Origin of the sequence: Rhodococcus sp. ABRD24 (assembly GCF_004328705.1) — a bacterium.
In the GTDB taxonomy this organism is placed as follows: Bacteria; Actinomycetota; Actinomycetes; order Mycobacteriales; family Mycobacteriaceae; genus Prescottella.
Genome location: NZ_CP035319.1, coordinates 60,354 through 86,176, shown reverse-complemented (window position 1 = coordinate 86,176; position 25,823 = coordinate 60,354). Strand labels below are relative to the sequence as shown.

Below are 25,823 nucleotides of genomic sequence, written 5' to 3'. Positions count from 1 at the left end.
AGGGCGGTGAGCGGTCAGGATCGGCCGAGGAGCTCCCTCACCTTCGCGACCCGATGCCTCACACCCCACCCTGTCACCTTGAGCAGCGCTTCGCGGACGATGCCACCACTCATCTTCGACTCCCCCAACTCGCGCTCGGTGAACGTGATCGGGACCTCGGAAACAACGAAACCATGATTGATCGCGCGCCAGGCGAGATCGACCTGGAAGCAGTAGCCGTGCGATTCGACTGCGGCAAGATCCAGGGCCTCGAGCACCTCACGCCGATAGGCCCGATAGCCGCCGGTGATGTCCTGAATCTTCACACCGAGAGCCAGACGCGAATAGATGTTGCCACCGCGCGAGAGCCACTCGCGGTGCTTGGGCCAGTTCACGACGGTGCCGCCGGGAACGTAGCGCGACCCGAGTACCAGATCAGCACCTGCGTCGATCTTCTCGAGAAGCCTGTGCAGCTGTTCGGGAGCGTGGCTGCCGTCGGCATCCATCTCGACCAGCACGGTGTAGTCGCGCGCCAAGCCCCACCGGAATCCGGCGATGTAGGCGGCACCGAGGCCGTTCTTCTCGGTGCGGTGCATGACCTGGATCCGGCCGGCGGAATCAGTCGCGGCAAGCTCGTCCGCGAGCGAACCTGTGCCGTCGGGGCTGCCGTCGTCGACAACCAGGACGTGGACGTCGGGCAACGCGGTGTGGAGCCGGCCGATGATCAGCGGAAGGTTGTCGCGCTCGTTATAGGTCGGAATGATCACCAGGGTCCGTGCGCTCGGCTGTGTGTCTTCCCCGGTTGGCGTCCCCGCTGACATCGAGATCCTCCCTGCCGGCTGCAGCCGGCACATTCAGTACGTCGTCCTGTACGTCGCAGGCGGTCCGCGGCGTCGTCTTGCGTGTGGATCCGTCGCACCGTCGGCTCTGCACGAGTGCGAGCCCGAGGGCGACGGCGGCGCCGAGACACAGGAGAATCTCCGGAATCGGGCCGAGTCGAGTTGCCAGAGTAGTACCGGTGCGTAGTGAGACCTCCGACACCAGGGCCGCGGGCACGAAAAGCGACGATTCCTGTTGCACGGAACCGTCGGCATCGATGATCGCGCTCACACCGCTGGTCGCGGCCACGACGACGTCGCGGCCGTGCTCGACGGCGCGCACCCGTGACATCGCCAGCTGCTGATAGGTCATCTCGGTATCGCCGAAGGTCGCGTTGTTCGTCGGAACGGCGATGAGCTGGGCGCCGGCCCGCACCGACTGCGTCAGCGCGCGATCGAACGCAACCTCGTAGCAGGTCGCGACGCCGATCGGAATACCCGCAGCGGTCACCACACCGTTGCCACTACCGGGGACGAAGTGCCCCGCCTGGTCCGCGTACGAGGAGAACAGCCGAAAGAAGCTCCGATACGGGAGGTATTCACCGAACGGCTGGATGATCTTCTTGTCGTGGCGTTCGGCGGGCCCCTCGGCGCCGTCCCAGACGATCACCGAGTTGGTGGTCGTACCGTCGCGGTTCACCAGCACCGCCCCCACCAGGATCGGCGCCCCGATTGCTTCCGACGCCGCCGTGATCTCGGCGGCAGCGTCCGCGTTGCGCAACGGATCGATGTCGGAGGCGTTCTCCGGCCACACCACCACGTCCGGTCGCGGGGCCCGGCCGGCTGCGACATCGTCGGCCAGCTCGAATGTGCGCCGAACGTGGTTGTCCAGCACCGCCCGTCTTTGCGCGTTGAAATCGAGGCCCAGGCGCGGCACGCTGCCCTGGATCGCGGCGACTGTGATCTTGTGCCCGTCCGTGGACTGCGCGTGCACGTACGGCACCGCCGCCACCGCCGCGACGGTGGCACACGCAGTCACCGCGATCGTCGTGGCAACTGTGCGGGCCGACTTCCGCCGGGCCGCAGCCACGATCGCGGCCGCCAGGCCAGCGCCGGTCAGCGCGACCCCAAAGCTCAACAGCGGTGCCCCGCCCAGCGACGCCAGGGGCAGCAACCACCCCTCGGGCTGGCCGAATGCCAATCTTCCCCAGGGAAACCCGCCGAAAGGTACGGATGACCGCAACCACTCGGTCAGACTCCACACCAGCGCTATCGCGATCGCGATCACCCATTGCGGTGCCCGCAGGCGAGCGACCAGAACCACTCCCAGACCGAACAGTCCGAAGAACACCGCCTCAGCCGCCGACAAGGCGAGCCACGGCAACGGACCGACGTACTTTCCGATCCACGGCAGGAGGGGTACGAGGAATCCGAGTCCGGACAGGAAGCCGTAGCCGAATCCGGCCCGCAACCGACGGCCACCTCGTCCGAAATCGGTGACAACTGCCACGAGCAGCCCGATACCCAGCGGGGCGAGGAACCACAACGGCCGCGGCGGGAAACTCGCGAACAGCAGCAGGCCGGACATGATCGCGAGCACCGATTCGCGCAGTGTGGCGGTCAGCGTGTGGCGGTCAACTCTCATGAACAGTGACTCCGCGGTGCACCGAGCGCAGACACACGGGGGCAGGTGCCCCCTCCTCGAGCCGGGGCAGCGCCGGGACACGCGAGCGTGGATCGGTGGACCAGCGCTGGACCGTGTCCTTGGGTGCCGACACCACCAGTTCATCGGCATTCCACACCGCGTACGACGCGGGCGCGCCGGGAGTGAGGGTACCGGCCATGCCATCGCGCACCCCGCCCGCGCGCCAGGCGCCGCGGGTCGCGGCGGAGAACGCCGCCCGCGGCGAGACTCCGCTGCCGGGCGTGTGGTGGTGCACGGCCGCGCGGAGCATTGCCCACGGGTCGATCGGAGTCACCGGCGCGTCCGATCCGAACGCCAGCGACATGCCCGCCGCAGCGATCGGGGCGAACGGGTTCATCTGCAGCGCCCGCTCGGGACCGAGACGGCGGGCGTACATGCCGTCGGACCCACCCCACAAGGAGTCGAACATCGGCTGCATGCTCGCGATCACGCCCCATCCGCCGAGCTGTGCGGCCTGCGCGGCGGTCACCATCTCCAGGTGTTCGAGGCGGTGCCCGCGGGCCGCGACAGCCGGGCCACCGAGTTCGTCAGCGACGGTCTCGAACGCCGCGACCACGGCAGCGACGGCAGCGTCGCCGATGACGTGGAAACCGGCCTGGATCCCGGCCAGGGTGCAGGAGCGCACATGTGCGGCCACGGTCTCCGCATCCAAGTAGTGGACGCCGTGATGCCCGGTGCAATCGACGTACGGTTCGATCAGTGCGGCGGTGTGAGAGCCGAGTGCACCGTCGACGAACAGATCACCGCCCAGCGCATGGGCGCCGGTGTGCGCCAGGAGTTCGGCTGCAGCCTCCGGTGTGGACACCGCCTCGCCCCAGTAGCCGCGAACCTCGACGCCATGCGGCATCGCGAGGAGCTCACGGAAATCCGTGAGTCCGGCGATGTCGGGACCACCGCACTCGTGAACCGCGACGACGCCGTGCGCGGCGAAGGTATTCAGCGCGGCGCGGCGTGCGGCGTCGCGCTGGGGGGCCGTGAGCAACGAACGTGCGACGGCCCGCACCCTGTGATGTGCGTCGGCGCTGACGGCCCCGTCCGGGGTGTACCCGGTGGAGTCCGCGAGATCAGGTACTGCGGCGCGCAGGGATGATGAGCACAACGCCGAGTGGGCGTCGATTCGGGTGAGGTATACGGCCCGACCCGGCGCGATCGCGTCGAGGTCGGCGGTTGTGGGGGCAGCGTCCGGCCACCGGCTGTCATCCCAACCGTGACCCCAGATCACCGCGTCGTCGTGATCGCGCACGAACCGTCGCACCAGGTCCAAGCATTCGGTCCGGTTGCCGGCAGCGCTGAGATCCAGCCCCGTCAGGTTCAGCCCGAGCGCGGTGATGTGGACGTGCGTGTCGACGAAGGCGGGCGTGACGAATGCGCCGTCGAGTTCGATGATCTCGGCGCCGGGATGCAGGGCGCGACCGGGACGATCATCACCGATCCACACGACGGTGCCGTCGGTGACCGCCATCGCGGTCGCGTCGGGGGCGCTGGGACTGTAGATGCGGCCGTCGACCAACAGTTGGGTACTCACGACCGTCCAGTCTGCCTGCTACGGAAGCGCGCGACGTCCCGGGGTGCCCGGGTAGTCGTCGAGGTCCGTGACATCCACGACACTGCTGTCGACTACCTCGCCGTCGATCACGGGCCCGCGGCGTCGACCGGTGGTCCGGGACGCAAACTCGACCCCCGCCATGGTGACGCCCACTCGTTTGCCCGCCACTAGCACTGCGGCGGGACGCAGTGCCCACCGCGTCGGGGGAAGCAGCAGGAGGAGACCGAGCACGGAGGTCACCAGACCCGGGACGAACATGAGTACCGCTCCGGCGGCGACCAGCGCACCGTCCGCGACGGCCCCGGTCGGCGAGGCCTCCCCACGTGTGGCCTTCCGAAAGCCTGCGGTGACGGAGCGCCACTGGGACTTCACCAGCACCATGCCGACAGCCGATCCTGCGATCAGCAGTAGCACGGTCCACAGCACGCCGATCGCGCTTCCCACCCAGATCAGGACACCGACCTCCACCACTACGTACAGAACGAACAGTGCGGCGATCATGGTCGGTCCTTTCGGTGGCGCGACCCTCGTCGGGACGCTCTCACTGATCAACGATCGGGAACCTCCGAATGCTCCCACGTCTGCGGATTCGATCCCATAACGGTCTAACCCTAAAGTTGACGTAGAGACTCTGCCGTGATTCGGTAGGCGAACCGATCGGCTGGGAGGGCCGATCCATTCGGGAGGAGTCCACATGTCACGTCGCTCGGGACGCAGCACCACACGCCGAGTACTGGCCCGCCTGTCCGCCGCTGTCGTGGCGACCGCGGCAGGCGCGGTCGTGTTCTCGGGAGTGGCGACGGCAGCGCCCGCGCCGCCCGCTCCCCCGTCGCTGCAGGGGATGCTCGAACAGTTCACGAAGAACGTGCCGCAGGCGTCGGATCTCCTCGGCGGATTGCTCGGTAACCCCGAGCTCACCGACCTCATCGAGGGCGCGACCGGCCAGGAGGTGGGCGCCACCAAGGCGCAGGACTTCATGTTCCCGGCGCCGACATTCGGGTGCGGCGTGGCCGGGAATCCGATGACCGTCACCGTCGCGAACGCCCAGGCCGGACCGAACTTCCCGATTCCGCCGTGGATCGAGCGCGGCAATCTGCGATTCCAGGCGATCCCCGCTCATGTCGATATCCCGAAGCAGTCCGACCTGCGCGTCGCGTGGTTCAACACGACCACAATGAAGGGCGGCCTCGCACCGCTCGACGACAACCTCCTGAACGTACCGACGCTCTCGAAGACCGTCACGACCGGTGAGGGCACCGTGATCGCTGCGATGTTCGGCCAGGTCAGGTACGAGTCGGGTACCACATGCACCGCACTGGGCACGGTCGGGCAGTTCACGGCCTAGTGACTCGATCGTCCGGGAAGGATCCCGCGGCTTTCCGCGGGATCCTTCCCGAACACGCAGTCGGCATAGACACTTTGCCTGGCACGAAGCACAGGCGGTGACGGGACTGCCGCCGCGCTACAGCGGCGCGGTTATCGGTGCTTCCGGCGCACGGGTGATGGTGGTGGCCCCGGTCAACAGGTAGTCCGTGACGGCCGTATCGACCGTGATGTTGCCGCCCTGGATGGCGGCGCCGTGGTCCCCTCCGTCCACCGTGACCAGGTGCGCATCCATATCGTCGGCATGTTGCATCCCGCCGTCGTACGGCGTCTGCGGGTCCCGCAATCCCTGCAGCACCAGGGGCGCCGTGGCCAGACCCTTGTTGTCGATATCCGGTAGCGCGGTCACCGGCGGTGCGCCTGCGCACCCCGGGCCCGCGCTGTAGCCGTAGCCGATGGCGTCGAACAGGTCGCCGGTGACGAACGTCGAGAAGAGCCAGCCCGGGAGCCGCTCTGGGCGTGGCGCGACGGCGTTCTCGTTGCAGAGCACGACTGCCTGCATCATCTGAGCGCGGACAATCGATTCGAGCTGGTCGGCGGTGACATCTCCAGACACACCCTCGGGAAGCGCCCCGAGTCCGTCCCGGATGAGGCGAGCGACCATAGGCCAATTGTTCCGGGCGGGAAGCACTTGGCGTGTCAGGGCATAGATGCTCGATGCGGACTGGGTGTGGGCCGGATCGGCGAGACGCCGCAGGAATGCCTCGAACTGCACCCGGGCGGGGCCCGTCAAGTCGACACCGGCCCGGTACGCGGCGGCGATGCCTTCCAGGCTGGGTGGAACGTCGCCGATCCTCGCCGCGGGGGGTGCCAGCGTGGGATTGCCACCTGCTTCCTCGACGATGCGGTCGGACCAGCGCTGGTACACCTTCAGCGGGGTGTCGCCGAGGCCGTACGTCGCGTCGTTGTCCGCGATCCAGTCCATGAGGTCGTAGAAGCGCGCCTTGTACCCGTCGTTCTGATGCCACAGGACGTCGTTCCACATCCAGTCGCGATCGACCGCCGAGTCGAGCACCATTCGTCCCGTGTGCTGCGGGAACAGGGTGGCATATGTCGACGCGAGGATCGTTCCGTACGACAGGCCGTAGATGTCGATCACATCGGCACCGAGCGCGATCCGCACCCGTTCCCAGTCACGGGCGGTGTTCTCCGTCGTGATGTGCGCGGTGGTGCCGGGTACCGCACCGTCGCATGCCAGACGCGCAGGCCCACCCGAGAATCCGACATTCACCGCGGCCAGCAACTCCGGGGTGACGGCGCATTCGACCGCGCCTGCGTGCGGGAGACCCCGAGGCTGCACACCGATGAAGTCCCACTGCCGGCGGATCTGTTCGGGAAGCGCCTGCGCGAGCATGCTGTTGGACGCGATCGCGTCGCCGCCGGGCCCACCGGGGTTGGTGAACAGCACGCCTCGGCGTGAGAGCGGGTCCTCGGCGCGGTGACGGGTGACGAGGACGTCGATCGATCCGGCCGCCGGATTCGCATAGTCGCGCGGCACAGTCACGGTTCCACACTGGTCGGTGTCCGGATCGAGCGCGTACTCGGCGGGGCACGGACCCCACACAAGTGCACCGCTGGTCGGGTCTGCCGCGGACGGTACTGCGACGGAGACGAATCCGATCGTCACACCGATCGCAACGGCGCCGACGCGAGCGCTCCGACCGGTTCGATGCCGCGACTTCCGAATACTGCTAACCGAATTCAACACATCCACGACGGTAGTGCGCGGGACTGATTTCCCCGAATCGAGTGGGTCCGCGCCGAGGCAGCCACCGACCCTCTCCGGCGGTCGCTGCGCCGTCTCACACCCGTCTCACAGTTCGATGAGCAGCACACCGACGATGATGAGGGCGATCCCCGCGGCCATGACCCGGGTGAACGGCTCCTTGAACAGGAACTTGCCGGCAACTGCGGTGAGCGCAACACCCGCCGCGGCCCAGATCCCGTACGCGATACCGATTCCGAGGCCCCGTGCGAGCGCCATGGACAGCAAAGTGAACGCGGCCAGGTAGCCACCGACGACGAGCACGTACCACGCCTTGGATCCGGTCGTCGCGGCGCGCAAAGACAGTGTGGCCATGACCTCGACGAGGATCGCAAGGACGAGGAAGACCCAGTACATCAGGGCGCCTCGACCTTCTCGTGCACGTGCGTCCGGTCCCGAGCCTGCTGCGATCCGAGTTCGACAAGCAACACTCCGGCGATGATGCAGGCGATGCCCACCAGCATGACGCCGGTGAGTGCTTCTCCGAAGATGACGGCAGCGAGGATCGCGGTGAGCGCGACCCCTGTCGCTCCCCAGATGCCGTATGCCGCACCGAGCGGCATGCCCGTGCGGAGTACCGCCGCCAGAAACGCGAACGCCGCAACATATCCCGCCGCGACCACCACGTACCAAGCAGGCTGGTCGAGCGCTGCCTTCAGCGACAGCGAGCCGGTCACCTCGCTCCCGATCGCGCAGCCGAGCAGCAGCCATTTCTTCACAGGTCAGTCCTCCAGGAGTAGTCGGCGGGCGGCCTGGGCGCGAGGGTCGTCACCGTCACGAGCCGGGCCGCACCAGACCGGTCTCGTAGGACAGGACGACGGCCTGAACCCGATCGCGCAGCCCCAGCTTGGACAGAACCCGACCGACATGTGATTTGATCGTCGCCTCCGACAGGTACAGGCGCGCCGCGATCTCGGCGTTGGACAATCCCCCGGCAATCAGGCAGAGAACCTCACGTTCTCGATCGGTGAGGACCTCGAGCACCGCCGGATCCCGCGTCGGCGGCACGTCGTCGTTGAGGAAGCGGGAAATGAACCGGCGCGTGACGCGGGGAGAGACGACGGCGTCCCCGGCGGCAACGCTCCGGATCGCCGAGACCAGGTCCTCGGGTGGGGTGTCCTTGAGCAGGAATCCGCTCGCGCCCGCGCGCAGCGCGCCGAGCACGTGCTCGTCGAGATCGAACGTGGTCATCACCAGTACCCGGGTGGGCCCCCCGGCAGCGATGATGTCTGCGGTGGCACTGACGCCGTCGACGATCGGCATCCGTACGTCCATCAGCACCACGTCCGGTGCCAGCTCGAGGGCTGCCTGGACGGCGGCGGCGCCATCCGCAGCCTCCCCGACCACGTCTATGTCGTCATGCGCGTCGAGCACCATGGTCAGGCCCATCCGCATGAGCTCCTGGTCGTCGACGAGCAACACAGTGATGGGCACTCGAACAATCTAGTGGCTCCGCGGATCCGAACGCACGTTCATTCCGGGGGATGCAGCGGTAGTTGCGCCCGGACGGTCCATCCGCCGTCGTGCCTGCGTCCGGCTTCGAGCGTTCCGTGGAGCACGGCGACGCGTTCACGCATGCCGACCAACCCGTTGCCGGTGCCCTCGATCGCGGTCCGATAGTCCTCGCGGACACCACTACCGTGCCGGGCGCCGCCGTTGTCGACGATCTCGACCAGAACATCATCCTCACGCCGGACGACGTGGACCCACGCCTTCGAGTCCGTCCCGGAGTGCCGCAGCACATTCGTCAACGACTCCTGGACCAGCCGATGCACACCGAGGCTCAGAGCGGGGCTGATGTCATCGATCGCCCCGGACTGCACCAGTTCTATGGACAGGCCCGCGTCGCGCATCGTCTGGACCACGCGTGCAACGCCAGCGGTGCCGTGCTGCGGCATTTCCTCCGGCGTCTGCGGGGTGCGCAGAAGGGCGACGGTGCGCCGCAGTTCGGCGAGGGCCTGCCGGCCGGTGCCGGCGATGTTGGACAGCGCCCGCTCCGCGGCCTCCGGGTTGCCGCGCAGCGCATACGAGGCGCCATCGGCCTGCACAACCATCACGCTGACCGCGTGCGCGACAACGTCATGCAGTTCGCGTGCGATACGGGTCCGTTCGGCGTACACGGCTTCCTCCGCCCGACGATCCCGGTCGTACGCGGCGACGGTGAGCCGCGCCGCAACCTCGTCGTCGTACGCGCGGCGGGCGCCGAGGAACTCCGCGATGATCCAGGAGAGTGCGAAGGCCAACGCCGAGAAGACGACGACGGCGGGCACGTCCTGGTCGAGCAGCAAGATCGACACCGCCGCATCCGCGGACAACCCGACCACATAGATCGCCGCTGCCCGACGACCGACGTACGCGACGAGTGTGTACAGCGACACCGCGAGGGCGAACTTCGCCGGATGCTCGTTCTCCGCGGCGTTGAGATCACCGGTCGCGTACAGAGTCACCGTGCACACGATCGACATGACCAGCACCGCGGTTGCCGCGGCGCGCGGGTACCGGCGCCGACACACGATCGGAAGGCACATTCCCAGTCCGGTGATCGCATACAGCACCGGCGCGGTTCGTCCGAACGACGACAGAATCTCGAGGGTGAACAGGAGCGCGGCCAGCATCGAGTCGGCGATCATCGGCCGATCGCGCACCCACAGACTGAACCTCCGCATGGCCAGCATCGTAGGAGGTCGTCGCCCCGGGAACGAACTCCCAGGGGCTTCGGGCTTCAGCCGTGATTCGACGCGGACATGACCGCGGGGAGTTTCGCGGCCGGCACGTGGCTGCGGAGATTGTCGTCGATCCTCGGCCAACGCGCCTCGCCGCCGATTCTGTCCGCGAGCGCATCGGTGGTGTCGATGGTGCCGAGCGCGGGTACCGCCGTCTCCAGCGCCACGACCACGGCCGAGCCGGTCGGCTCGGCGGGCGTGTCCGCAGTGATCTCGAACCACTGCGGAGCCGCCGGCGCCAGGCTGTCGAGGCGGCACCGGAACTGGCAGTCGACCTCGCGCGGGCGTTCGACGACCGTCTCGCCGATCACCGCCGCGAACTCCGCGGAGTAGACGCCGCAGTTCACGTAGAAGCGCACGTTGCCGCCGCTGTTGCCCGAGGACCGCTGCAACGACAGGACATCGGTGAGGCCGTCCCGCACCCGGGTGAAGACGAGCGCCCGCTTCCGGAAGCCGAGCTCCTTCAGGAACGGCCGGACATGGTCCCGCTCGACACCGTCGAACCCCATCGACACCGAATCATTCACGGCCGCACAACCTACCAGCGGACGACGACGGACGGTCGTGGCCACGCGCGCGTCACCCCGGCTCGGCCGGTGATTCCTCCCAGCCGTATCCGGTCCACGCGAGTTCGACCGGATACTCGCTGTTGACGCCGATCGCCCAGTAGTCGATGATGCCGTGGTCCGGCGAGCCGAGTTCGAACCCGAGGTACTGGCCTGCGACGACCCGAACGGCGGCACCTCGATGGCCGGGCGCCTGCCCGAATCCAGGTCCACGCGGACAAGGGGTGGCACCGCGTCCATCTCGTCCTCGCGATTCCGTCGCTCGCCGGTCGGCGTCGCGACGCCGACTAGGCTGGGCCGGTGATCGTCACCCACGGCGCTGTCCCGCCCGCAGTCGCATCCGGCCATCCGGTCGACCCCGAGTTCACGAGCCTGCCGCTGCACGCGCTGGCCGATGCGGCATTGGCCGTCGCCCGCGCCGCCGGTGCCGAGCACGCCGATCTGAGGGTGCATCGCCTCGTCACCCAGTCGCTGCGACTGCGCGACGGCCGGGTCCAGTCCGCGCAGGACGGCGTCGAGACCGGATTCGCGGTGCGCGTCGTGGTCGACGGGACATGGGGATTCGCGTCGCACGCCGAGCCGACCCCGGAGCGCGCGGCGGCCGTGGCGGCGGAAGCGGTGGCGGTGGCCCGCGCGCTGCGCGCCCTCAACCGCGAACGGGTGGTGCTCGCACCGGAACCGGTGTACCGGGACGCCACCTGGGTGTCGGGCTACATGATCGATCCGTTCACGGTCGCCACCGCCGACAAGGTGGATCTGCTCGCCGACTGGTCACGGCGCCTGCTCGACGCGGCCGGCATCGACCACGTGACCGCGAGCTGCCTGCAGGTCAAGGAGCAGACGTTCTACGCCGACCTGGCCGGGTCGACGATCACGCAGCAGCGGGTGCGGCTGCATCCCGAACTCGAGGCCGTCTCGGTCGATGCCGACGCCGGCACCTTCGAGACGATGCGCACCCTCGCCCCGCCGGTGGGCCGCGGCTGGGAGTACCTCGACGGGGCGAGCGGAGCGACGGGGGATGTCACCGGCACGGGCTGGGAGTGGGACGCCGAACTCGCCGAGATCCCGGGACTGCTCGCGGACAAGATCGCGGCGCCGAGCGTCGAGGCGGGCCCCACCGACCTGGTGATCGACCCCACCAACCTGTGGCTGACGATCCACGAATCCGTCGGTCACGCAACCGAATACGACCGCGCCATCGGATACGAGGCGGCGTACGCCGGCACGTCGTTCGCGAGCCCCGACCTGCTCGGCAGCCTGCGGTACGGCACGCCGCTCATGCACGTCACCGCCGACCGCACCGAACCGCACGGGCTCGCGAGCGTCGGCTTCGACGACGACGCCGTGGCGGCGCAGCGCTGGGACCTCGTCCGCGACGGCGTCCTGGTCGGCTACCAGCTCGACCGGGTGTTCGCGCCGCGACTCGGCCTGGAACGCTCCAATGGATGCTCGTACGCTGACTCGGCGCACCACGTACCGATCCAGCGGATGGCGAACGTTTCCCTGCAGCCCGATCCCGAAACCGATACCAGCACTGCCGATCTCATTTCCCGCGTCGAGGACGGCATCTACGTCGTCGGCGACAAGAGCTGGTCGATCGACATGCAGCGCTACAACTTCCAGTTCACCGGGCAGCGCTTCTTCCGGATCCGGGACGGCCGGCTCGACGGGCAGCTGCGCGACGTCGCGTACCAGGCGACGACGACCGACTTCTGGGGCTCGATGGAGGCTGTCGGTGGGCCGTCGACGTGGCGCCTCGGCGGCGCGTTCAACTGCGGCAAGGCACAACCCGGCCAGGTGGCGGCGGTGAGCCACGGTTGCCCGTCGGGGCTGTTCCGCGGCGTCAACGTGCTCAACACCCGAACGGAGGGCGGCCGATGATCGCCGCGCAGGAACTCGTCGAGCGGGCGCTCACGCTGTCGACCGCCGACGAGGCGATGGTGCTGGTCACCGACGCGAGCGAGGCGTCACTGCGCTGGGCCGGCAATTCGATGACCACCAACGGCGTCTCGACGTCGCGGTCCTGGACCGTGCTGTCGGTGATCCGCTCCGCCGACGGGGCCGCGCAGGTCGGCGCGGTGACGTCGTCGACGGTCGACGCGGACGCGATCGCCGACGTGGTGCGGGCCAGCGAGGCCGCCGCCCGCGCGGCCCAGCCGGCCGAGGACGCGATGGACCTGCTGACCGGCGCCGCCGCAGATCCGGGCTGGTCGCAGGGCCCTGCGTCGACGGGTGTGGGGGTGTTCGAGACGCTCGTGCCCGGGCTGGCGGACGGGTTCGACGGCGCCGACCGGCTGTACGGCTTCGCGCACCACCAGATGCACAGCACGTGGCTCGGGACGTCGACCGGGATCCGTCGACGCTTCATGCAGCCGACCGGGTCGATCGAGATCAACGGCAAACGCGGCGATGCGAGTTCCTGGGTGGGCACGTCGACCCTCGATTTCACGGACGTGGCGGTTCCCCGACTGCTCGCCGATCTCGGAACCCGGCTGGACTGGTCCGCCCGCACGGTCGACCTGCCGGCGGGGCGCTACGAGACGGTGCTGCCGCCATCGGCAGTGTCGGATCTGATGATTCCGCTGATGTGGGCGATGGAGGGCCGCGGCGCACAGGAGGGACATACCGCCCTGTCGCGGCGAGGTGGCACCCGGGTCGGGGAACGTCTCACCGACATTCCGCTGACCCTGTTCTCCGACCCGCATGCCGACGGGTTCGCCTACTGCCCCTTCGTCGCGGCGACCGCGTCGAGCGACACGGTGTCGGTGTTCGACAACGGCATGGACGCCGAGCGGGTCGACTGGATCCGAGACGGCGCGATCAACGCCCTCGCCTACCCGCGCGCGGCGGCCGCCGAATTCGGCGCCCCCGTCGCCGTACCGGGCGACAATCTGCTGCTCACCGGCGGCAACGCCGCGTCGCTCGATGACATGGTCGCGCGCACCGAGCGCGGATTGCTGCTCACCACACTGTGGTACATCCGCGAGGTCGACCCGGCGACCGCTCTGCTCACCGGACTTACCCGGGACGGAGTGTACCTGATCGAGGACGGCACTGTCACCGCATCGGTCAACAACTTCCGATTCAACGAGAGTCCCCTCGACCTGCTGCGCCGGACCACCGAGGTGGGCGCAACCGAGTCGACGCTACCGCGCGAGTGGAAGGACTGGTTCACCCGGACGGCCATGCCGCCCATGCGAATTCCAGACTTCCACATGTCGTCTGTGAGCAAGGCGCGGTGACCGCGTGATCGACCCCGAAGTCCGTTGCCCCTGCCTGTCCGGTGAGCAGTACGGCCAATGCTGCGGACGCTTTCATTCCGGAGAGGCCGAGGCGCCCACCGCCGAACAGCTGATGCGCTCCCGGTACGCCGCGTTCGCTGTCGGCGACGAGGCGTACCTGCTGCGGACGTGGCATCCGAGCACCCGGCCCAGGCGGATTGACATCGATCCCGAGCAGGCGTGGCGCCGCCTCGACATCCTGCGGACCACGGCTGGCGGATTGCTCGATCAGACGGGAACCGTCGAGTTCGTCGCACATTATCGCCACCATGGCGAACGTGGCTCGCTGCGCGAACACAGCCGATTCGTCCGCGAGCACCGACAATGGTTCTACGTCGACGCCCTGTAGATGTCGACGCCCCGTGCTTGTCGACACACCGTGCTTGTCGACACACCGTTGCGAAGGATTCCTGATGCGATTCGGACTTTTCGTACCCCAGGGTTGGCGCCTGGATCTCGTCGGCATCGATCCGGCCGACCAGTGGCCCGTGATGCGCGACATCGCGCTGCGCGCGGACAGTGGACCGTGGGAGTCGATCTGGGTGTACGACCACTTCCATACCGTCCCCGAACCCACCGACGAGGCCACTCATGAGGCGTGGTCGCTGGTGTCGGCGTTCGCCGCGGTGACCGAGCGGGTGCGGCTAGGGCAGATGTGCACCGCGATGGGCTATCGCAACCCGGCCTACCTCGCGAAGGTCGCGGCGACCGCAGACATCATCTCCGGCGGGCGCGTGGAGATGGGCATCGGCGGCGGCTGGTACGAGCACGAATGGCGCGCGTACGGATACGGATTCCCTTCTGCTGGTGAGCGGCTACGCCGTCTCGACGAGGGCGTACAGATCTTCAAGCAGGCGTGGACAACCGGCACCGCAACCCTGGACGGCCGGCACTACCAGGTCGATGGCGCGATCGTCCGTCCGCTTCCGCTGCAGGACCGCGGAATTCCGCTGTGGATCGCCGGCGGCGGCGAGAAGGTGACGCTGAGGATCGCTGCGAAGTACGCGCAGTACACGAACTTCGACGGCACTCCGGACGGTTTTTCCCACAAGTCGCAGATTCTGCGCGAGCACTGCGCCGAGGTGGGCACCGACTTCGACGGCATCGTCCGTTCCGCCAACTACAACCTCGCGATCGGACGCACCGAAGCCGAGGTGCAGGACCGGCTCGAGGCGCTGCGCGCCCGGCTGGAACCGATCGTCGGTGCCGCGAAGGCTGACGCGTCACTCGGCGCATTCCGTGGCATGCCCGCCGTGGGCACCCCGGAGCAGATCGTCGAGAACCTGACGGCGCTGAAGAAGCAGGGGCTCGAGTACGCGATCTTCTACGTCCCCGAGGCGGCATACGACACCTCGGGCCTCGAGCTGCTCGAGCGGGAAGTGCTGCCGCATCTGCGCTGAGCGAGTAGCGTCCACAGCAGAAGGGTTTGCTCTGCTGAGGTCTTTGTGAACTGGTTCGACGCGGACGGCTATTGGCTGTCGCGGCTGCTCTTCAAGGAGGGGCTGGCCGCGATCTACCTCGCTGCGTTCCTGGTGGCGGCCAATCAGTTCAGACCGCTGATCGGCGCGGACGGAATGCTCCCGGTCCCCCGGTTCGTCGGCACCACCCGGTGGCAGCGGTCACCGAGCATCTTCCATCTGCACTATTCAGATCGGTTCTTCGCTGTCGTCGCATGGTCCGGCGCTGGCCTGTCAGGGTTGGCACTGCTCGGGGTGATGGATCGGCTGCCGTTGCCGCTGTCGATGCTCGGGTGGTTGTTGTTGTGGGCGCTGTACCTCTCGATCGTCAACGTCGGACAACTCTGGTACGGCTTCGGGTGGGAGTCGCTGCTACTCGAGGTGGGACTGCTCGCGGTGTTCGTCGGGAACTGGGAGTCCGCGCCGTCCGTACTGGTGTTGCTGCTGATGCGGTGGCTGCTGTTCCGACTCGAGTTCGGCGCCGGACTGATCAAGCTGCGCGGTGACAAGTGCTGGCGTGACCTCACGTGTCTCGACTACCACCATGAGACGCAGCCGATGCCCGGTCCACTGAGCTGGTACTTCCACCACCTGCCGCGGCCCCTGCACAAAGTCGAGGTAGCCGGCAACCACTTCACGCAGTTGATCGTGCCGTTCTTCCTGTTCGCGCCACAGCCGGTGGCCGGCGGCGCGGCGGCGATCATGATCGTGACCCAGTTGTGGTTGGTGGCGAGCGGCAACTTCTCGTGGCTGAACTGGCTGGCGATCGTGCTCGGGCTTTCGGTACTGCCCGACAGTTTCTGGAAGGTGGTCCTGCCGATCAGCCCGCCCTCCGACCTGACGGTGGCGCCGCTGTGGTTCACAATCGTCGTCGCTACGGTGACAGTCGCGGTACTGGCCTTGAGTTACCGCCCCGCGCGGAACATGTTCTCGAGTCACCAGATGATGAACGCATCGTTCGACCCATGGCATCTGGTGAACACCTACGGGGCGTTCGGGCACGTCACCAGGACCCGCTACGAGATCGTGGTCGAGGGCACCGCCGACGAACACCCAAGTCCGGATTCCGATTGGCGCGCATACGAATTCAAAGGAAAACCCGGGGACCTGCGTCGACGTCCGCGCCAGTTCGCCCCCTACCATCTGCGGCTTGACTGGCTGATGTGGTTCGCCGCGATCTCACCCGCCTACGCAACTGCCTGGTTCGGCGGATTCGTGGGCAGGCTGCTCGAGAACGACCGCGCAACACTGAAACTGCTGCACCACAACCCTTTTCCGAACGCGCCGCCGAGATTCATCCGAGCTCGGATGTTCCGGTACGAGTTCACCAGTCGCGCCGAACGGCGAGAGAGCGGCGCGTGGTGGACGCGCACCTTCATCGCCGACTTCATGCCGGCGGTGTCGAAACGCCAGGTCGGATAGCGGCCCCGGGTTCGCAATTCAGGCGGTGATTGCCAACCCGACGGTACCGGTGCGACCGCGACGAACCAGGCTGCCTCTCACCGTCAGCCAGCCGAGGATCCCGTACTTGCGGGCTATGACATCGCGAGCGCGTTCGGTACCGGCGTCGTCCAGGACTGCCGCGGTCGCATCGATCTGCGGGCCCTTCGGATTGCCACGCACGTCACACGCCCCGACGGTGACGCGGGCATTGCGCCGGATCCGCTTTACCTTCCATGAGTCGGTGACGGTCCACACAAGCAGCCGATCGCCGTCCATTGCCCCCCACAGCGGGGTCGGCACTCCCGAACCATCCTTGCGGAAGGTGGTCAGCAGAACATACTTCGCCGCACCGATCTCACTGAGCGTGACAGTCATACCCGTCAGAGTACGGTCTGGTCGGACCCCCCTGTGTACAGCGGGTGAACATCTGCCGACGCACCGCGAGTTGAGTTGAACAGTTGTCCATGCTCGGGTTTGCTGGGGCGGACACTCGAACCCCGACACCGACGAGGACACCGTGACCGAGTTCAACCCGATCAGCCGCCGCAGCTTCCTCGCCGGAGCCGGCGCTACAGGCGCCGCCGTCTCGATCGCTGCGCTGTCCCCGACCGCCACCGCCGGTGTCCCGTCCCCCGTCTCACCCGACACCGGAAAGTTCGCCTTCCCCACCGGTTCCGACGTCCGAGTCCTGGTCACCGGTGACGCAGGAACCGGTACCCCGGCGCAGTGGGCCGTTGCCGACGCGATGCGCGCCGTGCACGCGGCGGAACCGTTCGGGATGGCGCTCGGGCTCGGCGACAACATCTACGAATCCGGCCCCAACGGCGACCGTGACGTCCAGTTCGCGACCAAGTTCGAGGACCCCAATCACGGCCTCGACTTCCCGTGGGTGATGGCTCTCGGTAACCACGACAACAGCGCGGTGTTCCCCGGGGACGGCGGCTGGCTGCTGCGGGGCGACGACGAGGTGGCTTACCACCGGACGTCCCGCAAGTGGTGGATGCCCAGCCGCTACTACTCCGTCCGGGTGCCGGAGCAGAATCCGATCGTCGAGTTCTTCGTCCTCGACCTCAATCCCGTCGCCGCCTACCTGCCCCCGCTGTTCGTGCCGTACTGGGCGGCGGACGGGCAGTTCATGAACGAGCAGCGCGCGTGGCTGGACGCGGCGATCGCGGCATCCCCCGCCAAGTGGAAGATCGCCTGCACCCACCACCCCTATCTCAGCAACGGATCGCACGGCGACGCCGGTGAGTACGACGGCATCCCGATCGAACCGATGAACGGCGTGCACGCAAAGCGGTTCTACGAGGACCACGTGGTCGGGCGGTGCCAGTTCATCCTCGCCGGACACGATCACTCGCTGCAGGTCCTCGATCCCACCGCCGAGTCGAAAGGCACCCGCCAGATCGTCTCCGGTGCGGCCGGGAAGAACAGCCACGGCAAGTCCACCAGTCCGGACCGGGCGAATCTGTACCAGAACTTCGACGACGTCGGATTCATGGTCATGGACCTGTCCGCGGAGTCGGTGCGGCTGCGGGCCTACACCGTGGACATCCCTACCGCCGAACCGACACTCGCGTTCGACCGCCGGCTGTAGGCCTCTACCGACGGCGCAGCCGGAGTCGGCTGTAGGTGAAGACCGCGAGCACGCAACTGATGAGCACCAGCATGGCGATGCTGAGCAGCCACCACGATCCGATGTGCTGCCACAGCGTGTCGGGCTCGGTGCCGCTGGCGTTCGTGACCAGGTCCACCGTCGAGGCGGCGGCCGCGAACCCCCAGCGGGACGGGAACAGCCACGCGACCTGTTCGAGCACGGCACGTCCGGTGATCGTGATCAATCCTCCGCACATCACCAGCTGCGCCATGATCGTGACCACCAGCATCGGCAGTACCTGCTCACTCGAGCGCGCCACCGAGGACAACGCCAGTCCCAGCACGACGCAGGTGCAGGTGATGGCGGCGATGTCCACGATCAGTTCGACGGAGCCCGACGGGAGCACACTGCCGTGGCCCGGGAAACCCTTGCCCAGGTAGACGATCAGCACCATGATCACCGACTGCACGATGCCGGCGGCGCAGAACACGACGATCTTCGCCGTCAGGTAGGCGGACGGCAGCAGCCCGGCGGCACGTTCGCGCTGATAGACCATGCGCTCTCCGACCAGGTCGCGGATCGTCAGTGAACAGCCCATGAACGCGGCGCCGAGAATCAGCACCACGAGGATCTGGGTGAGTTCGCCGGAGACGTCGGCACCGGACTGCCCGAACCCGGTGTCTCCCGGCACGAGCAGGGCGAGGCCGCCGAGCACGAACGGCAGCAGCGACAGGAAGATCAGGTAGCCCCGGTCGGCGCGGATCAGCCGAACCTGGCGGCGGGCGACGGTGCTCAGCTGTTTGCGCCTCGAGGTGTGCGCGGGAGAGCCGAGCGGCCCCGGCGGGGTCGGTGGGGGTGCCTCCACCACCGGGCGGGTGGCGCGGTACTCGGCGAACAGTCGCGGCAGTCGCCTGCCGTGGAACGAGCCGGCCTTCCTCCACGCTGAAGTCGGTGTTGCCGATGGTGACGACGGCGCCGTCGTTCAGCCGTGCACGCGTCACCCGGGCACCGCCGACGAACGTTCCGTTGACGCTTCCCAGATCTTCGACTTCGAGGCCGGACGGCGCATCATGGACTATCGCGTGACGCCAGCACGTCCCGCACGACGATGTCGTTGTCGGGGGACCGCCCGATCGTGATTGCTCCCGCGGGGACGGTTTCGCGCGGTGCCGGAGGCGGGGCGATCGAGGCCCCGATGTCGATCGTCGATTCGTCCCATCGACCGCCCACGTCCCGTCGCGTCGCGTCGGGGTCCTCGATCGAGATCCGCACGGTGGGTCCCTCGACCGCGTCACCCAGGCGGACGAGGACGGAGTCCGTGACGGGTACCTCCTCACAGCGCTTGCCGTCGACGTAGATCCCGTTCTTGCTGTCGGAGTCGACGAGCTGCCATCCCTCGTCCCATCTGAGCCGCGCATGCTCGCGCGACACCACAGGATCGACGATCGTGATCTCCAACTGCGGGTCCCGGCCGATGCGTACCGCTTTGCCCGCGCTGTGGCTGGTACGGCCGTTCTCGGTCTCGACCACGACCCGCGGGCGCTCGCGTCTCGTCCAGTCGTCCATCGCCACGGCCTCCGGTCAGCATCAGGCGTAGAGCGTCGTCTTCTCCATGGTGGCACGCCCCCGGGATCCGATGACAGAACGGTCAGTCTCGTATCCCCTCGACCTTCCGGCGCGCATCGGACAAACACGTGAAGCTGCGTCATGATGAGTTTCATCGCCGCGGCGAGTCTGTCTTCTCGCAACACCACACCAGAGAGCGGAGCATCACGTGAGTCAGCTACTGAAGGTCCAGAACTTCAACGTCTCGAGCGACGGAGTGGCGTGCGGCGAGAATCAGACCTTCGAGAACCCGTTCGGCCTCGACCCCGGCGAGATGCTCGCGTGGGCGGGCGCCACTGCGAGTTGGCCCATGCGCACCGACGGCGGCGGCAGCCGCGGCCTCGACGACTACTTCACCCGCGACTTCTCCCACAACATCGGCGCCGAGATCATGGGGCGCAACAAGTTCGGGCCGCAGCGCGGCCCGTGGGAGAACCTGGAGTGGGAGGGCTGGTGGGGTGAGGAGCCGCCGTTCCACACGCCGGTGTTCGTCGCGACCCACCACCCCCGGCCGTCGATCAAGCGCGGCGAGACCACGTTCCACTTCGTCGACGGCGACCCCGCCACGATCTTCGAACAGGCCAGGGAGGCGGCACAGGGCAAGGACGTCCGACTCGGCGGCGGGGTCACCACGATCCGCGAGTTCCTCGACGCCGATCTGGTCGACACGATGCACGTGGCCGTCTCGCCGATGACGTTCGGCACCGGGCTGCGGCTGTGGGACACCCCGGACGAACTGCGCGACCGATTCCACTTGGAAACGGTGCCCAGCCCGAGCGGGGTGACCCACCACCTGTTCTGGCGGAAGTAGCCGGTCGCGCTACTCTCCCTCGAGTTCGCCCTCGGTCTCGAGGTACACCTGGCGCAGGCCGTCGAGCACCTCGGGAGAGGGCTCCTCCCACATCTTCCGCTCGACGGCCTCGAGCAGGCGTTCGGAGATGCCGTGCAGCGCCCATGGATTCGACTCGGACATGAACTTGCGGTTCTGCTCGTCGAGCACGTACGTCTCGGCGAGCTTCTCGTACATCCAGTCCGCGACGACGTTCGTGGTGGGGTGTACCAATGGTCTTGGACAGTGAATCTCGGGATGAGAGAGGATCTGTACATGACCGAGAAGCGTCGTCAGTTCAGCCCGCAGTTCAAGGCTGAAGCGGTGCAGATGGTTGTCGGCCTGGGCCGTTCACTCGCCGCTGTCGCCCGGGACTTGGAGATCAATCCGGGCACGCTCGGCAAAACGAGTTCCTGAAAAAAGCCGCGGCCTTCTTCGCCAGGACGCACCCGTAGCCGAGCGCTGCGCGTTGATCGAAGCGGAGAAGGCCGATTACGCCGTCGGCTGGATGTGCATGCTGCTGGATGTGCCGCGGTCGATTCTATGCCTGGCGTGGCCGGGTCGAGACACCGACCGCGTCGAGGAGACGGGGGCTGTGTGAGCACGTCGGTCGGGTGTTCGTCGAGTCCCGGCAGACGTACGGGTGCCGGTCAGTGTCGGTACCGTCGCCGACATCATGCGCGAGCTGGGATTGTGTGCGGTGCAACCGCGTGCGTACAAGCGGACCACGATCGCCGGCGAGGTGGCGACGATCCCGGACCTGATCGACCGGGACTTCACCGCCCAGGGGCCGGGCTCGCGTCTGGTCGGTGACATCACCTACCTGCGTACCGGTGAGGGATGGTTGTATCTGGCGACGGTGATCGACCTCGCGACGCGGATGGTCGTCGGTTGGCAGACGGCCTCGCACATGCGCACGTCGTTGATCGTCGACGCGTTGCAGATGGCGGTCAGCGGCGGGTACGTCGAGGCTGGTGCGGTGTTCCATTCGGATCGCGGAAGTCATTACACTGCAAAGGAATTCACTGAGTTTTCCGGGTCGCGGGGCGTGCGGACCAGTGTCGGGCGGACCGGGGTGTGTTGGGACAACGCGGCCGCCGAGTCGTTCTTCGCGACCCTGAAGAACGAGATGTACTACCGGCAGACGTTCGACACCAGGGGGCGGGCACGGTTCGCGGTCGCCGAATACATCGAGGTGTTCTACAACCGCAAGCGCCTGCACTCGACGCTGGGCTACCGCACCCCCGTCGAAGCGCTCGCCGAGTATCGAAACGCAGCATCAGCTGCCTGAAACCTGTCCAAGAACCTTGACACACTCCATGGTCGCAACACTGACACGACGACGGAATGGGTCATCAATGCAAGTCAAGACACATACGCTGATCACTCAGCAAACATTCAACGAACACAGGAAGCGACTCACGCCGCCCGTTTACAAGGTCACCGTGGAACTCCCGTACCCCTACATTGGTGTCACCGCCGACCATCTCGACTGCATGGAAGGCGTCCATAACGGATTCCGCCCCACCGTCACCGAAGGATCGCAGGGGTGCACCCACGTTCATCTCTTCATCCCAAGCAAGACTGCGAGCTGGGCCACGATGTTCGGGGAAGACCTGATCACCAAGAGCAATCCACCGCAGCTACGCGGCCCCATCCTCAGCATCACCGCAACCCACGCCACTGAATCCGACTTCGCACCGACATCTCCCGAGTACGACTAGTGTCCCGCGGCGCTAATTTGTTCTCTATGTGATAGTGGGGTGTGGCGAAAACAGGGCGTCCGAAATCCTAACTCGTGCTCACCGATGAGGAGAGAGAGCAGCTGACCCGATGGGCTCGGCGCAGGAAGTCCTCTCAGGCGTTGGCGTTGCGATCGACGATCGTGCTGGAATGCGCTGCGGGAGCAGCTAACACGGAAGTCGCGACGCGGTTGAGGGTGAGCAGGCCGACGGTCGGAAAGTGGCGGTCCCGGTTCATCGAGCACCGACTGGACGGATTGGTCGACGACCCTCGTCCAGGCCGCCCGGCGACAGTCGCCGCCGAACAAGTCGAAGATGTCGTCGTGGCGACGTTGGAGTCCACACCGCAGAACGCGACGCACTGGTCGCGGGCGAAGATGGCCGAACGCACCGGGCTCTCGAAGTCGACCATCGGGCGGATCTGGAAGACGTTCGGGCTCAAGCCTCACCGGACCGACGGGTTCAAGCTGTCGAACGATCCGTTGTTCGTCGAGAAGGTGTAGGACATCGTCGGCCTGTACCTGAATCCACCCGAGTCCGCCGTCGTGCTCAGTGTCGACGAGAAGAGTCAGGTGCAGGCTCTGGCCCGCTCGCAGCCGGCGTTCCCGATGATGCCGGGCATGCCAGAAAAGCGCACCCACGACTACGTCCGGCACGGCACCACCAGCTTGTTCGCCGCGATGAACGTCGAGGACGGCACCGTGATCGCCTCCACCCACCGCCGTCACCGGGCGGTGGAGTTCAAGAAGTTCCTGGCCAAGATCGACCAGAACGTCCCCGAACACCTCGATATCCACGTCATCTGTGACAACTACGGCATGCACAAGCACCCCACGATCGCGACGTGGCGCGGCACACACCCTCGGTTCCACATGCACTTCACACCTACCTATTCGTCGTGGATCAACCAGGTCGAGCGGTTGTTCGCAGAAATCACCCGTGACCTGTTCCAACACACCGCAGCGTCCACGCACTTGAAGCCGACCTGCGATCCTGGATCTCAGACTGGAATGCCCAGCCCCGGCCGTTCATCTGGACCAAGACAGCAGACGAGATCCTCGAATCCATCGGGCGATTATTGCAACGAATTAACGGCGCGGGACACTAGCCTGGGACGTGCCATATTCGTCAAACGTCCCCGCGCCCAGCCAGGTGCAGGGGCTGTTCTCCAACGCGTGAGCGCGATCGACCAGACTGTCCAACGGAGGCCCGGCCCAGCATCTACGGGCCGGACTTCCTTCTGTGCCAGATCGGGTCGAACCTCGGGGCCGACACATCGTGATCGAGCACTTGGGCCGCGATTCCCTCACGCTCGATGCCCGTGCACCCCGCGTCAGACACGGCCGGGACTGCGTCCCCCGTTCCACACGCTCCAGATCGAGACCGGTCAGCACGTTCACCGCGGTCCGATGGTGTGAGACGTCGGTCCCCTCGATCTCCAGCGTCTGCATCGTCGTGTTCATCGCGTACTCTCCCGCAGCCGTGACAGACGGGGAGAGAGCCACCAGTTAGCTCAGTTCGACGTCACCGGCTGTCGGTACGACGCCACGCTGTCCTACTTCTTCGTCCGGTTCCCAAAGCGGAACCTCGAAGTCTCCCTCTGTCCGGTCCGCGTCCCATTGCTCCCATCGGGTCCCAGAGTCATTCTGGTAGTCCGCGACTGCGACCTCCGCCGAGCCGTCCGCGTCGTACGACCCACGGACGATTATGGTTCCCGCTTCAGCATCGAAGCGGACCTCGCTGATCACGATGCTCAGATGCCCTTCCACTGACCCCACATCTGGGTCTCCGTGGCCAGCTCGACTGGCCTCGCCCGCGATCTGAGCCGCCTGGTCGCTTCTGATTGCCCTTTCGGCGGCGTGGACGGCGACGTCCAATGCCTGGTCGAAGTCCCACCCGAACACATCCTCCAGGACGACCTTCGCTCGCCTCGAACACTCATCCAGAATCACTGGGCCAACCACAGGACCGTCCGTAAACACACGCGGCTCGTCGCAGCCGTAGTCGCTGTACTCGCCCCTGTAGTTATAGGTCGAGGGGCTTTCCAACACCTCTGGGGACTCGGAGCGGAACCGATCAATTAGAGCTGGCCCAAGCATGGACAGGCACTCCTTCGACTTCGGAGCAGAGAAGTCAGCGCCCAAGAGCTTACCCATCGCCTGCTGCACGCCCGAGGCGGAGCGAATGCCCATCACGAATTTCTCGACCGCGGATCGCTTTTCGTGGGCCTTGTTCAGCCACGTCGTGAGCGCCGGAACCCCAACAAAGCTGGTATCAGACTTGTCCGCATTACACTTGCGGCAGATCGGAGCAAGGTTGTGCGCAATGTTTAGATCGAATGCTTCAGCCCGTTCACGCGTCAGATACTCGGCCTTGAACGCTTCAAGCTCGGTTTCGGGGAGAGTTCGGGGGAGTATGTGATCGATCTCAGCTCCAGCGAATGTCACCGGTGTCCTGCACTGGTAGCAATAATTGCCCCACTCCTTCAGGAGCGCGAGTCGAAGCAACGCATTCTCGTCGCTATTCCCCGTCCGATAGCGAACCTGAAACGACCCGGGGGCTTTGGTCTCGGCTTTTGGGATGAAAGTCACAGAATGACCGTACCGACGAGCAGCCGACCGGCAGGTACCGACACGCAGCCCACCCGCGCCACTGCCGCCCAAATCTCGACCACAGGGTGAGATAAGGACTACTCGAACACGTACTCGCCGTGTGCGGTCACCCACATCTCCTTCAACCTGTCTTCTGGCTCGACGATCGCCCTTTTGTAGCCCTTCATTTTCGTCGTTTTCAATCCCCTCGGGGCAGTATCAATGAACTCGCCCGTCACAAGGTTTACACGCAGTTTCTGGCCTCTGAAATCGCTGTGCTCGATATGCACATGCGGCGGGTTGTGATCCCGTGAACAGACCCGAAGCTTGACACCGCCCTCCAATTGGATCGACGCACCAACCAATGAGATGACATGACCATCCTCGTCGTAGCCCACCGGCCCCGGATTGCCCATCGCAAAGACCAGGATGTTCCGCAGCCGAAAAAGTACGTGCTCAGGAGTGATGTGACCATCCGCGTCGGCCTGCTCCCACTGCTCCTTGGTCATCAACGGGTTCGGGCGATCATTGGCATGGTCCCACCAAGGATTATCTGGATACTTGCTCACAAACAGACAGTATGCGCTTGCCGTGATCACGTTCGCATAGAGGGACTCTCTGATGCCTCCATGTCACTCCGAAGCAATCACGATCGTCGCGAACAGCGCCAGCTGTGTATGACAGCTGAATCCGCAGTGCGGCCCGCGGATCATCTGCGTGGACACGCGGAATAGGGCCGCGTCATCGAGGTAGAGGTTATGGTCGACCAGGCCGAACTCCGGCCTGCCAGTAT

At 66.5% G+C, this 25,823-nt stretch carries 23 protein-coding genes and 3 pseudogenes; 11 read left to right on the top strand and 15 right to left on the bottom strand.

Annotated features, from left to right (window positions below; translation table 11 throughout):
• Positions 1-14: 14 nt before the first annotated feature.
• The 4 genes from ERC79_RS00400 to ERC79_RS00385 are packed head-to-tail and all read right to left on the bottom strand — an operon-like array spanning position 15 to position 4,549.
• On the bottom strand, positions 15-800 hold the full coding sequence (locus tag ERC79_RS00400) for a polyprenol monophosphomannose synthase (RefSeq protein ID WP_131574782.1): 786 nt from the start codon (positions 798-800) through the stop codon (positions 15-17).
• The gene (lnt, locus tag ERC79_RS00395; protein ID WP_131574780.1) at positions 727-2,442 is read right to left on the bottom strand and encodes an apolipoprotein N-acyltransferase; all 1,716 of its coding nucleotides are present in this window, start codon (positions 2,440-2,442) and stop codon (positions 727-729) included. The genes ERC79_RS00400 and lnt overlap by 74 nt, the downstream gene beginning before the upstream one ends.
• Positions 2,432-4,027, bottom strand: a complete 1,596-nt coding sequence (locus ERC79_RS00390; protein WP_131574779.1) for an amidohydrolase — start codon at positions 4,025-4,027, stop codon at positions 2,432-2,434. Before ERC79_RS00390 ends, lnt begins: the two co-directional genes overlap by 11 nt.
• Positions 4,028-4,045: 18 nt before the next feature.
• Positions 4,046-4,549, bottom strand: a complete 504-nt coding sequence (locus ERC79_RS00385; protein WP_131574777.1) for an FxsA family protein — start codon at positions 4,547-4,549, stop codon at positions 4,046-4,048.
• 193 nt (positions 4,550-4,742) lie between these two features.
• Between ERC79_RS00385 and ERC79_RS00380 the strand changes: the two genes are divergently transcribed.
• Positions 4,743-5,393 carry a hypothetical protein gene (locus ERC79_RS00380; RefSeq protein WP_131574775.1) on the top strand — a complete coding sequence of 217 codons (651 nt, stop codon included), beginning with the start codon at positions 4,743-4,745 and terminating at the stop codon, positions 5,391-5,393.
• A 117-nt stretch (positions 5,394-5,510) separates the two neighbouring features.
• On the opposite strand, the gene ERC79_RS00375 is transcribed toward ERC79_RS00380, so the two are convergent.
• The 6 genes from ERC79_RS00375 to ERC79_RS22865 form a co-directional block, all read right to left on the bottom strand.
• Positions 5,511-7,052 (bottom strand): alpha/beta fold hydrolase, encoded by a 1,542-nt coding sequence (locus tag ERC79_RS00375; RefSeq protein WP_347563600.1) that lies wholly within the window; start codon positions 7,050-7,052, stop codon positions 5,511-5,513.
• 192 nt (positions 7,053-7,244) lie between these two features.
• Positions 7,245-7,553, bottom strand: coding sequence for an SMR family transporter (locus tag ERC79_RS00370; RefSeq protein WP_131574772.1), 309 nt, complete (start codon positions 7,551-7,553; stop codon positions 7,245-7,247).
• Positions 7,553-7,915 carry an SMR family transporter gene (locus ERC79_RS00365; RefSeq protein ID WP_131574770.1) on the bottom strand — a complete coding sequence of 121 codons (363 nt, stop codon included), beginning with the start codon at positions 7,913-7,915 and terminating at the stop codon, positions 7,553-7,555. The genes ERC79_RS00370 and ERC79_RS00365 overlap by 1 nt, the downstream gene beginning before the upstream one ends.
• A gap of 55 nt (positions 7,916-7,970) precedes the next feature.
• Entirely contained in the window at positions 7,971-8,630 is a 660-nt protein-coding gene (locus ERC79_RS00360; protein WP_131574769.1) for a response regulator transcription factor, read from the bottom strand.
• Between the two features lie 38 nt (positions 8,631-8,668).
• Positions 8,669-9,862, bottom strand: a complete 1,194-nt coding sequence (locus tag ERC79_RS00355) for a histidine kinase (RefSeq protein ID WP_131574767.1) — start codon at positions 9,860-9,862, stop codon at positions 8,669-8,671.
• 56 nt (positions 9,863-9,918) lie between these two features.
• Positions 9,919-10,446 carry a DUF4304 domain-containing protein gene (locus tag ERC79_RS22865; protein WP_165497015.1) on the bottom strand — a complete coding sequence of 176 codons (528 nt, stop codon included), beginning with the start codon at positions 10,444-10,446 and terminating at the stop codon, positions 9,919-9,921.
• Between the two features lie 339 nt (positions 10,447-10,785).
• On the opposite strand from ERC79_RS22865, the gene ERC79_RS00345 reads away from it, so the two are divergent.
• From ERC79_RS00345 to ERC79_RS00325, 5 genes are all read left to right on the top strand, one after another.
• Positions 10,786-12,366 carry a TldD/PmbA family protein gene (locus tag ERC79_RS00345; protein ID WP_131574763.1) on the top strand — a complete coding sequence of 527 codons (1,581 nt, stop codon included), beginning with the start codon at positions 10,786-10,788 and terminating at the stop codon, positions 12,364-12,366.
• Positions 12,363-13,727 carry a metallopeptidase TldD-related protein gene (locus ERC79_RS00340; RefSeq protein WP_131574761.1) on the top strand — a complete coding sequence of 455 codons (1,365 nt, stop codon included), beginning with the start codon at positions 12,363-12,365 and terminating at the stop codon, positions 13,725-13,727. Before ERC79_RS00345 ends, ERC79_RS00340 begins: the two co-directional genes overlap by 4 nt.
• 4 nt (positions 13,728-13,731) lie before the next feature.
• Positions 13,732-14,115, top strand: coding sequence for a YchJ family protein (locus tag ERC79_RS00335; RefSeq protein WP_131574760.1), 384 nt, complete (start codon positions 13,732-13,734; stop codon positions 14,113-14,115).
• Positions 14,116-14,179: 64 nt separating this feature from the next.
• Entirely contained in the window at positions 14,180-15,166 is a 987-nt protein-coding gene (locus ERC79_RS00330) for an LLM class F420-dependent oxidoreductase (protein ID WP_131574758.1), read from the top strand.
• 45 nt (positions 15,167-15,211) lie between these two features.
• Positions 15,212-16,645: a lipase maturation factor family protein gene (locus ERC79_RS00325; RefSeq protein ID WP_131574756.1), complete on the top strand. Its 1,434-nt coding sequence runs from the start codon at positions 15,212-15,214 to the stop codon at positions 16,643-16,645.
• Between the two features lie 18 nt (positions 16,646-16,663).
• Here the strand turns inward: ERC79_RS00325 and ERC79_RS00320 are convergent, their stop codons facing one another.
• Positions 16,664-17,041, bottom strand: a complete 378-nt coding sequence (locus ERC79_RS00320; RefSeq protein WP_131574755.1) for a PPOX class F420-dependent oxidoreductase — start codon at positions 17,039-17,041, stop codon at positions 16,664-16,666.
• A gap of 142 nt (positions 17,042-17,183) precedes the next feature.
• Here ERC79_RS00320 and ERC79_RS00315 point away from each other — a divergent pair, with 142 nt between their 5' ends.
• On the top strand, positions 17,184-18,263 hold the full coding sequence (locus ERC79_RS00315) for a metallophosphoesterase (RefSeq protein WP_131574753.1): 1,080 nt from the start codon (positions 17,184-17,186) through the stop codon (positions 18,261-18,263).
• A 4-nt stretch (positions 18,264-18,267) separates the two neighbouring features.
• On the opposite strand, the pseudogene ERC79_RS00310 reads toward ERC79_RS00315, so the two are convergent.
• Positions 18,268-19,829 (bottom strand): annotated as a pseudogene (locus ERC79_RS00310) (FHA domain-containing protein).
• A 208-nt stretch (positions 19,830-20,037) separates the two neighbouring features.
• On the opposite strand from ERC79_RS00310, the gene ERC79_RS00305 reads away from it, so the two are divergent.
• On the top strand, positions 20,038-20,679 hold the full coding sequence (locus tag ERC79_RS00305) for a dihydrofolate reductase family protein (protein WP_131574751.1): 642 nt from the start codon (positions 20,038-20,040) through the stop codon (positions 20,677-20,679).
• A gap of 9 nt (positions 20,680-20,688) precedes the next feature.
• Here the strand turns inward: ERC79_RS00305 and ERC79_RS00300 are convergent, their stop codons facing one another.
• Positions 20,689-20,931 (bottom strand): cobaltochelatase subunit CobN, encoded by a 243-nt coding sequence (locus ERC79_RS00300; protein WP_131574749.1) that lies wholly within the window; start codon positions 20,929-20,931, stop codon positions 20,689-20,691.
• A 42-nt stretch (positions 20,932-20,973) separates the two neighbouring features.
• Here ERC79_RS00300 and ERC79_RS00295 point away from each other — a divergent pair.
• From ERC79_RS00295 to ERC79_RS00285, 3 genes and pseudogenes are all read left to right on the top strand, one after another.
• Positions 20,974-21,988: pseudogene (locus ERC79_RS00295) on the top strand (IS3 family transposase).
• A gap of 67 nt (positions 21,989-22,055) precedes the next feature.
• Entirely contained in the window at positions 22,056-22,421 is a 366-nt protein-coding gene (locus ERC79_RS00290; protein ID WP_131574747.1) for a hypothetical protein, read from the top strand.
• Between the two features lie 74 nt (positions 22,422-22,495).
• Positions 22,496-23,547: pseudogene (locus ERC79_RS00285) on the top strand (IS630 family transposase).
• Positions 23,548-23,947: 400 nt separating this feature from the next.
• Here ERC79_RS00285 and ERC79_RS00280 read toward each other — a convergent pair.
• The gene (locus ERC79_RS00280) at positions 23,948-25,030 is read right to left on the bottom strand and encodes a hypothetical protein (protein ID WP_131574745.1); all 1,083 of its coding nucleotides are present in this window, start codon (positions 25,028-25,030) and stop codon (positions 23,948-23,950) included.
• 98 nt (positions 25,031-25,128) lie between these two features.
• Positions 25,129-25,599 carry a DUF4160 domain-containing protein gene (locus ERC79_RS00275; protein ID WP_131574743.1) on the bottom strand — a complete coding sequence of 157 codons (471 nt, stop codon included), beginning with the start codon at positions 25,597-25,599 and terminating at the stop codon, positions 25,129-25,131.
• Between the last annotated feature and the right edge of the window lie 224 nt (positions 25,600-25,823).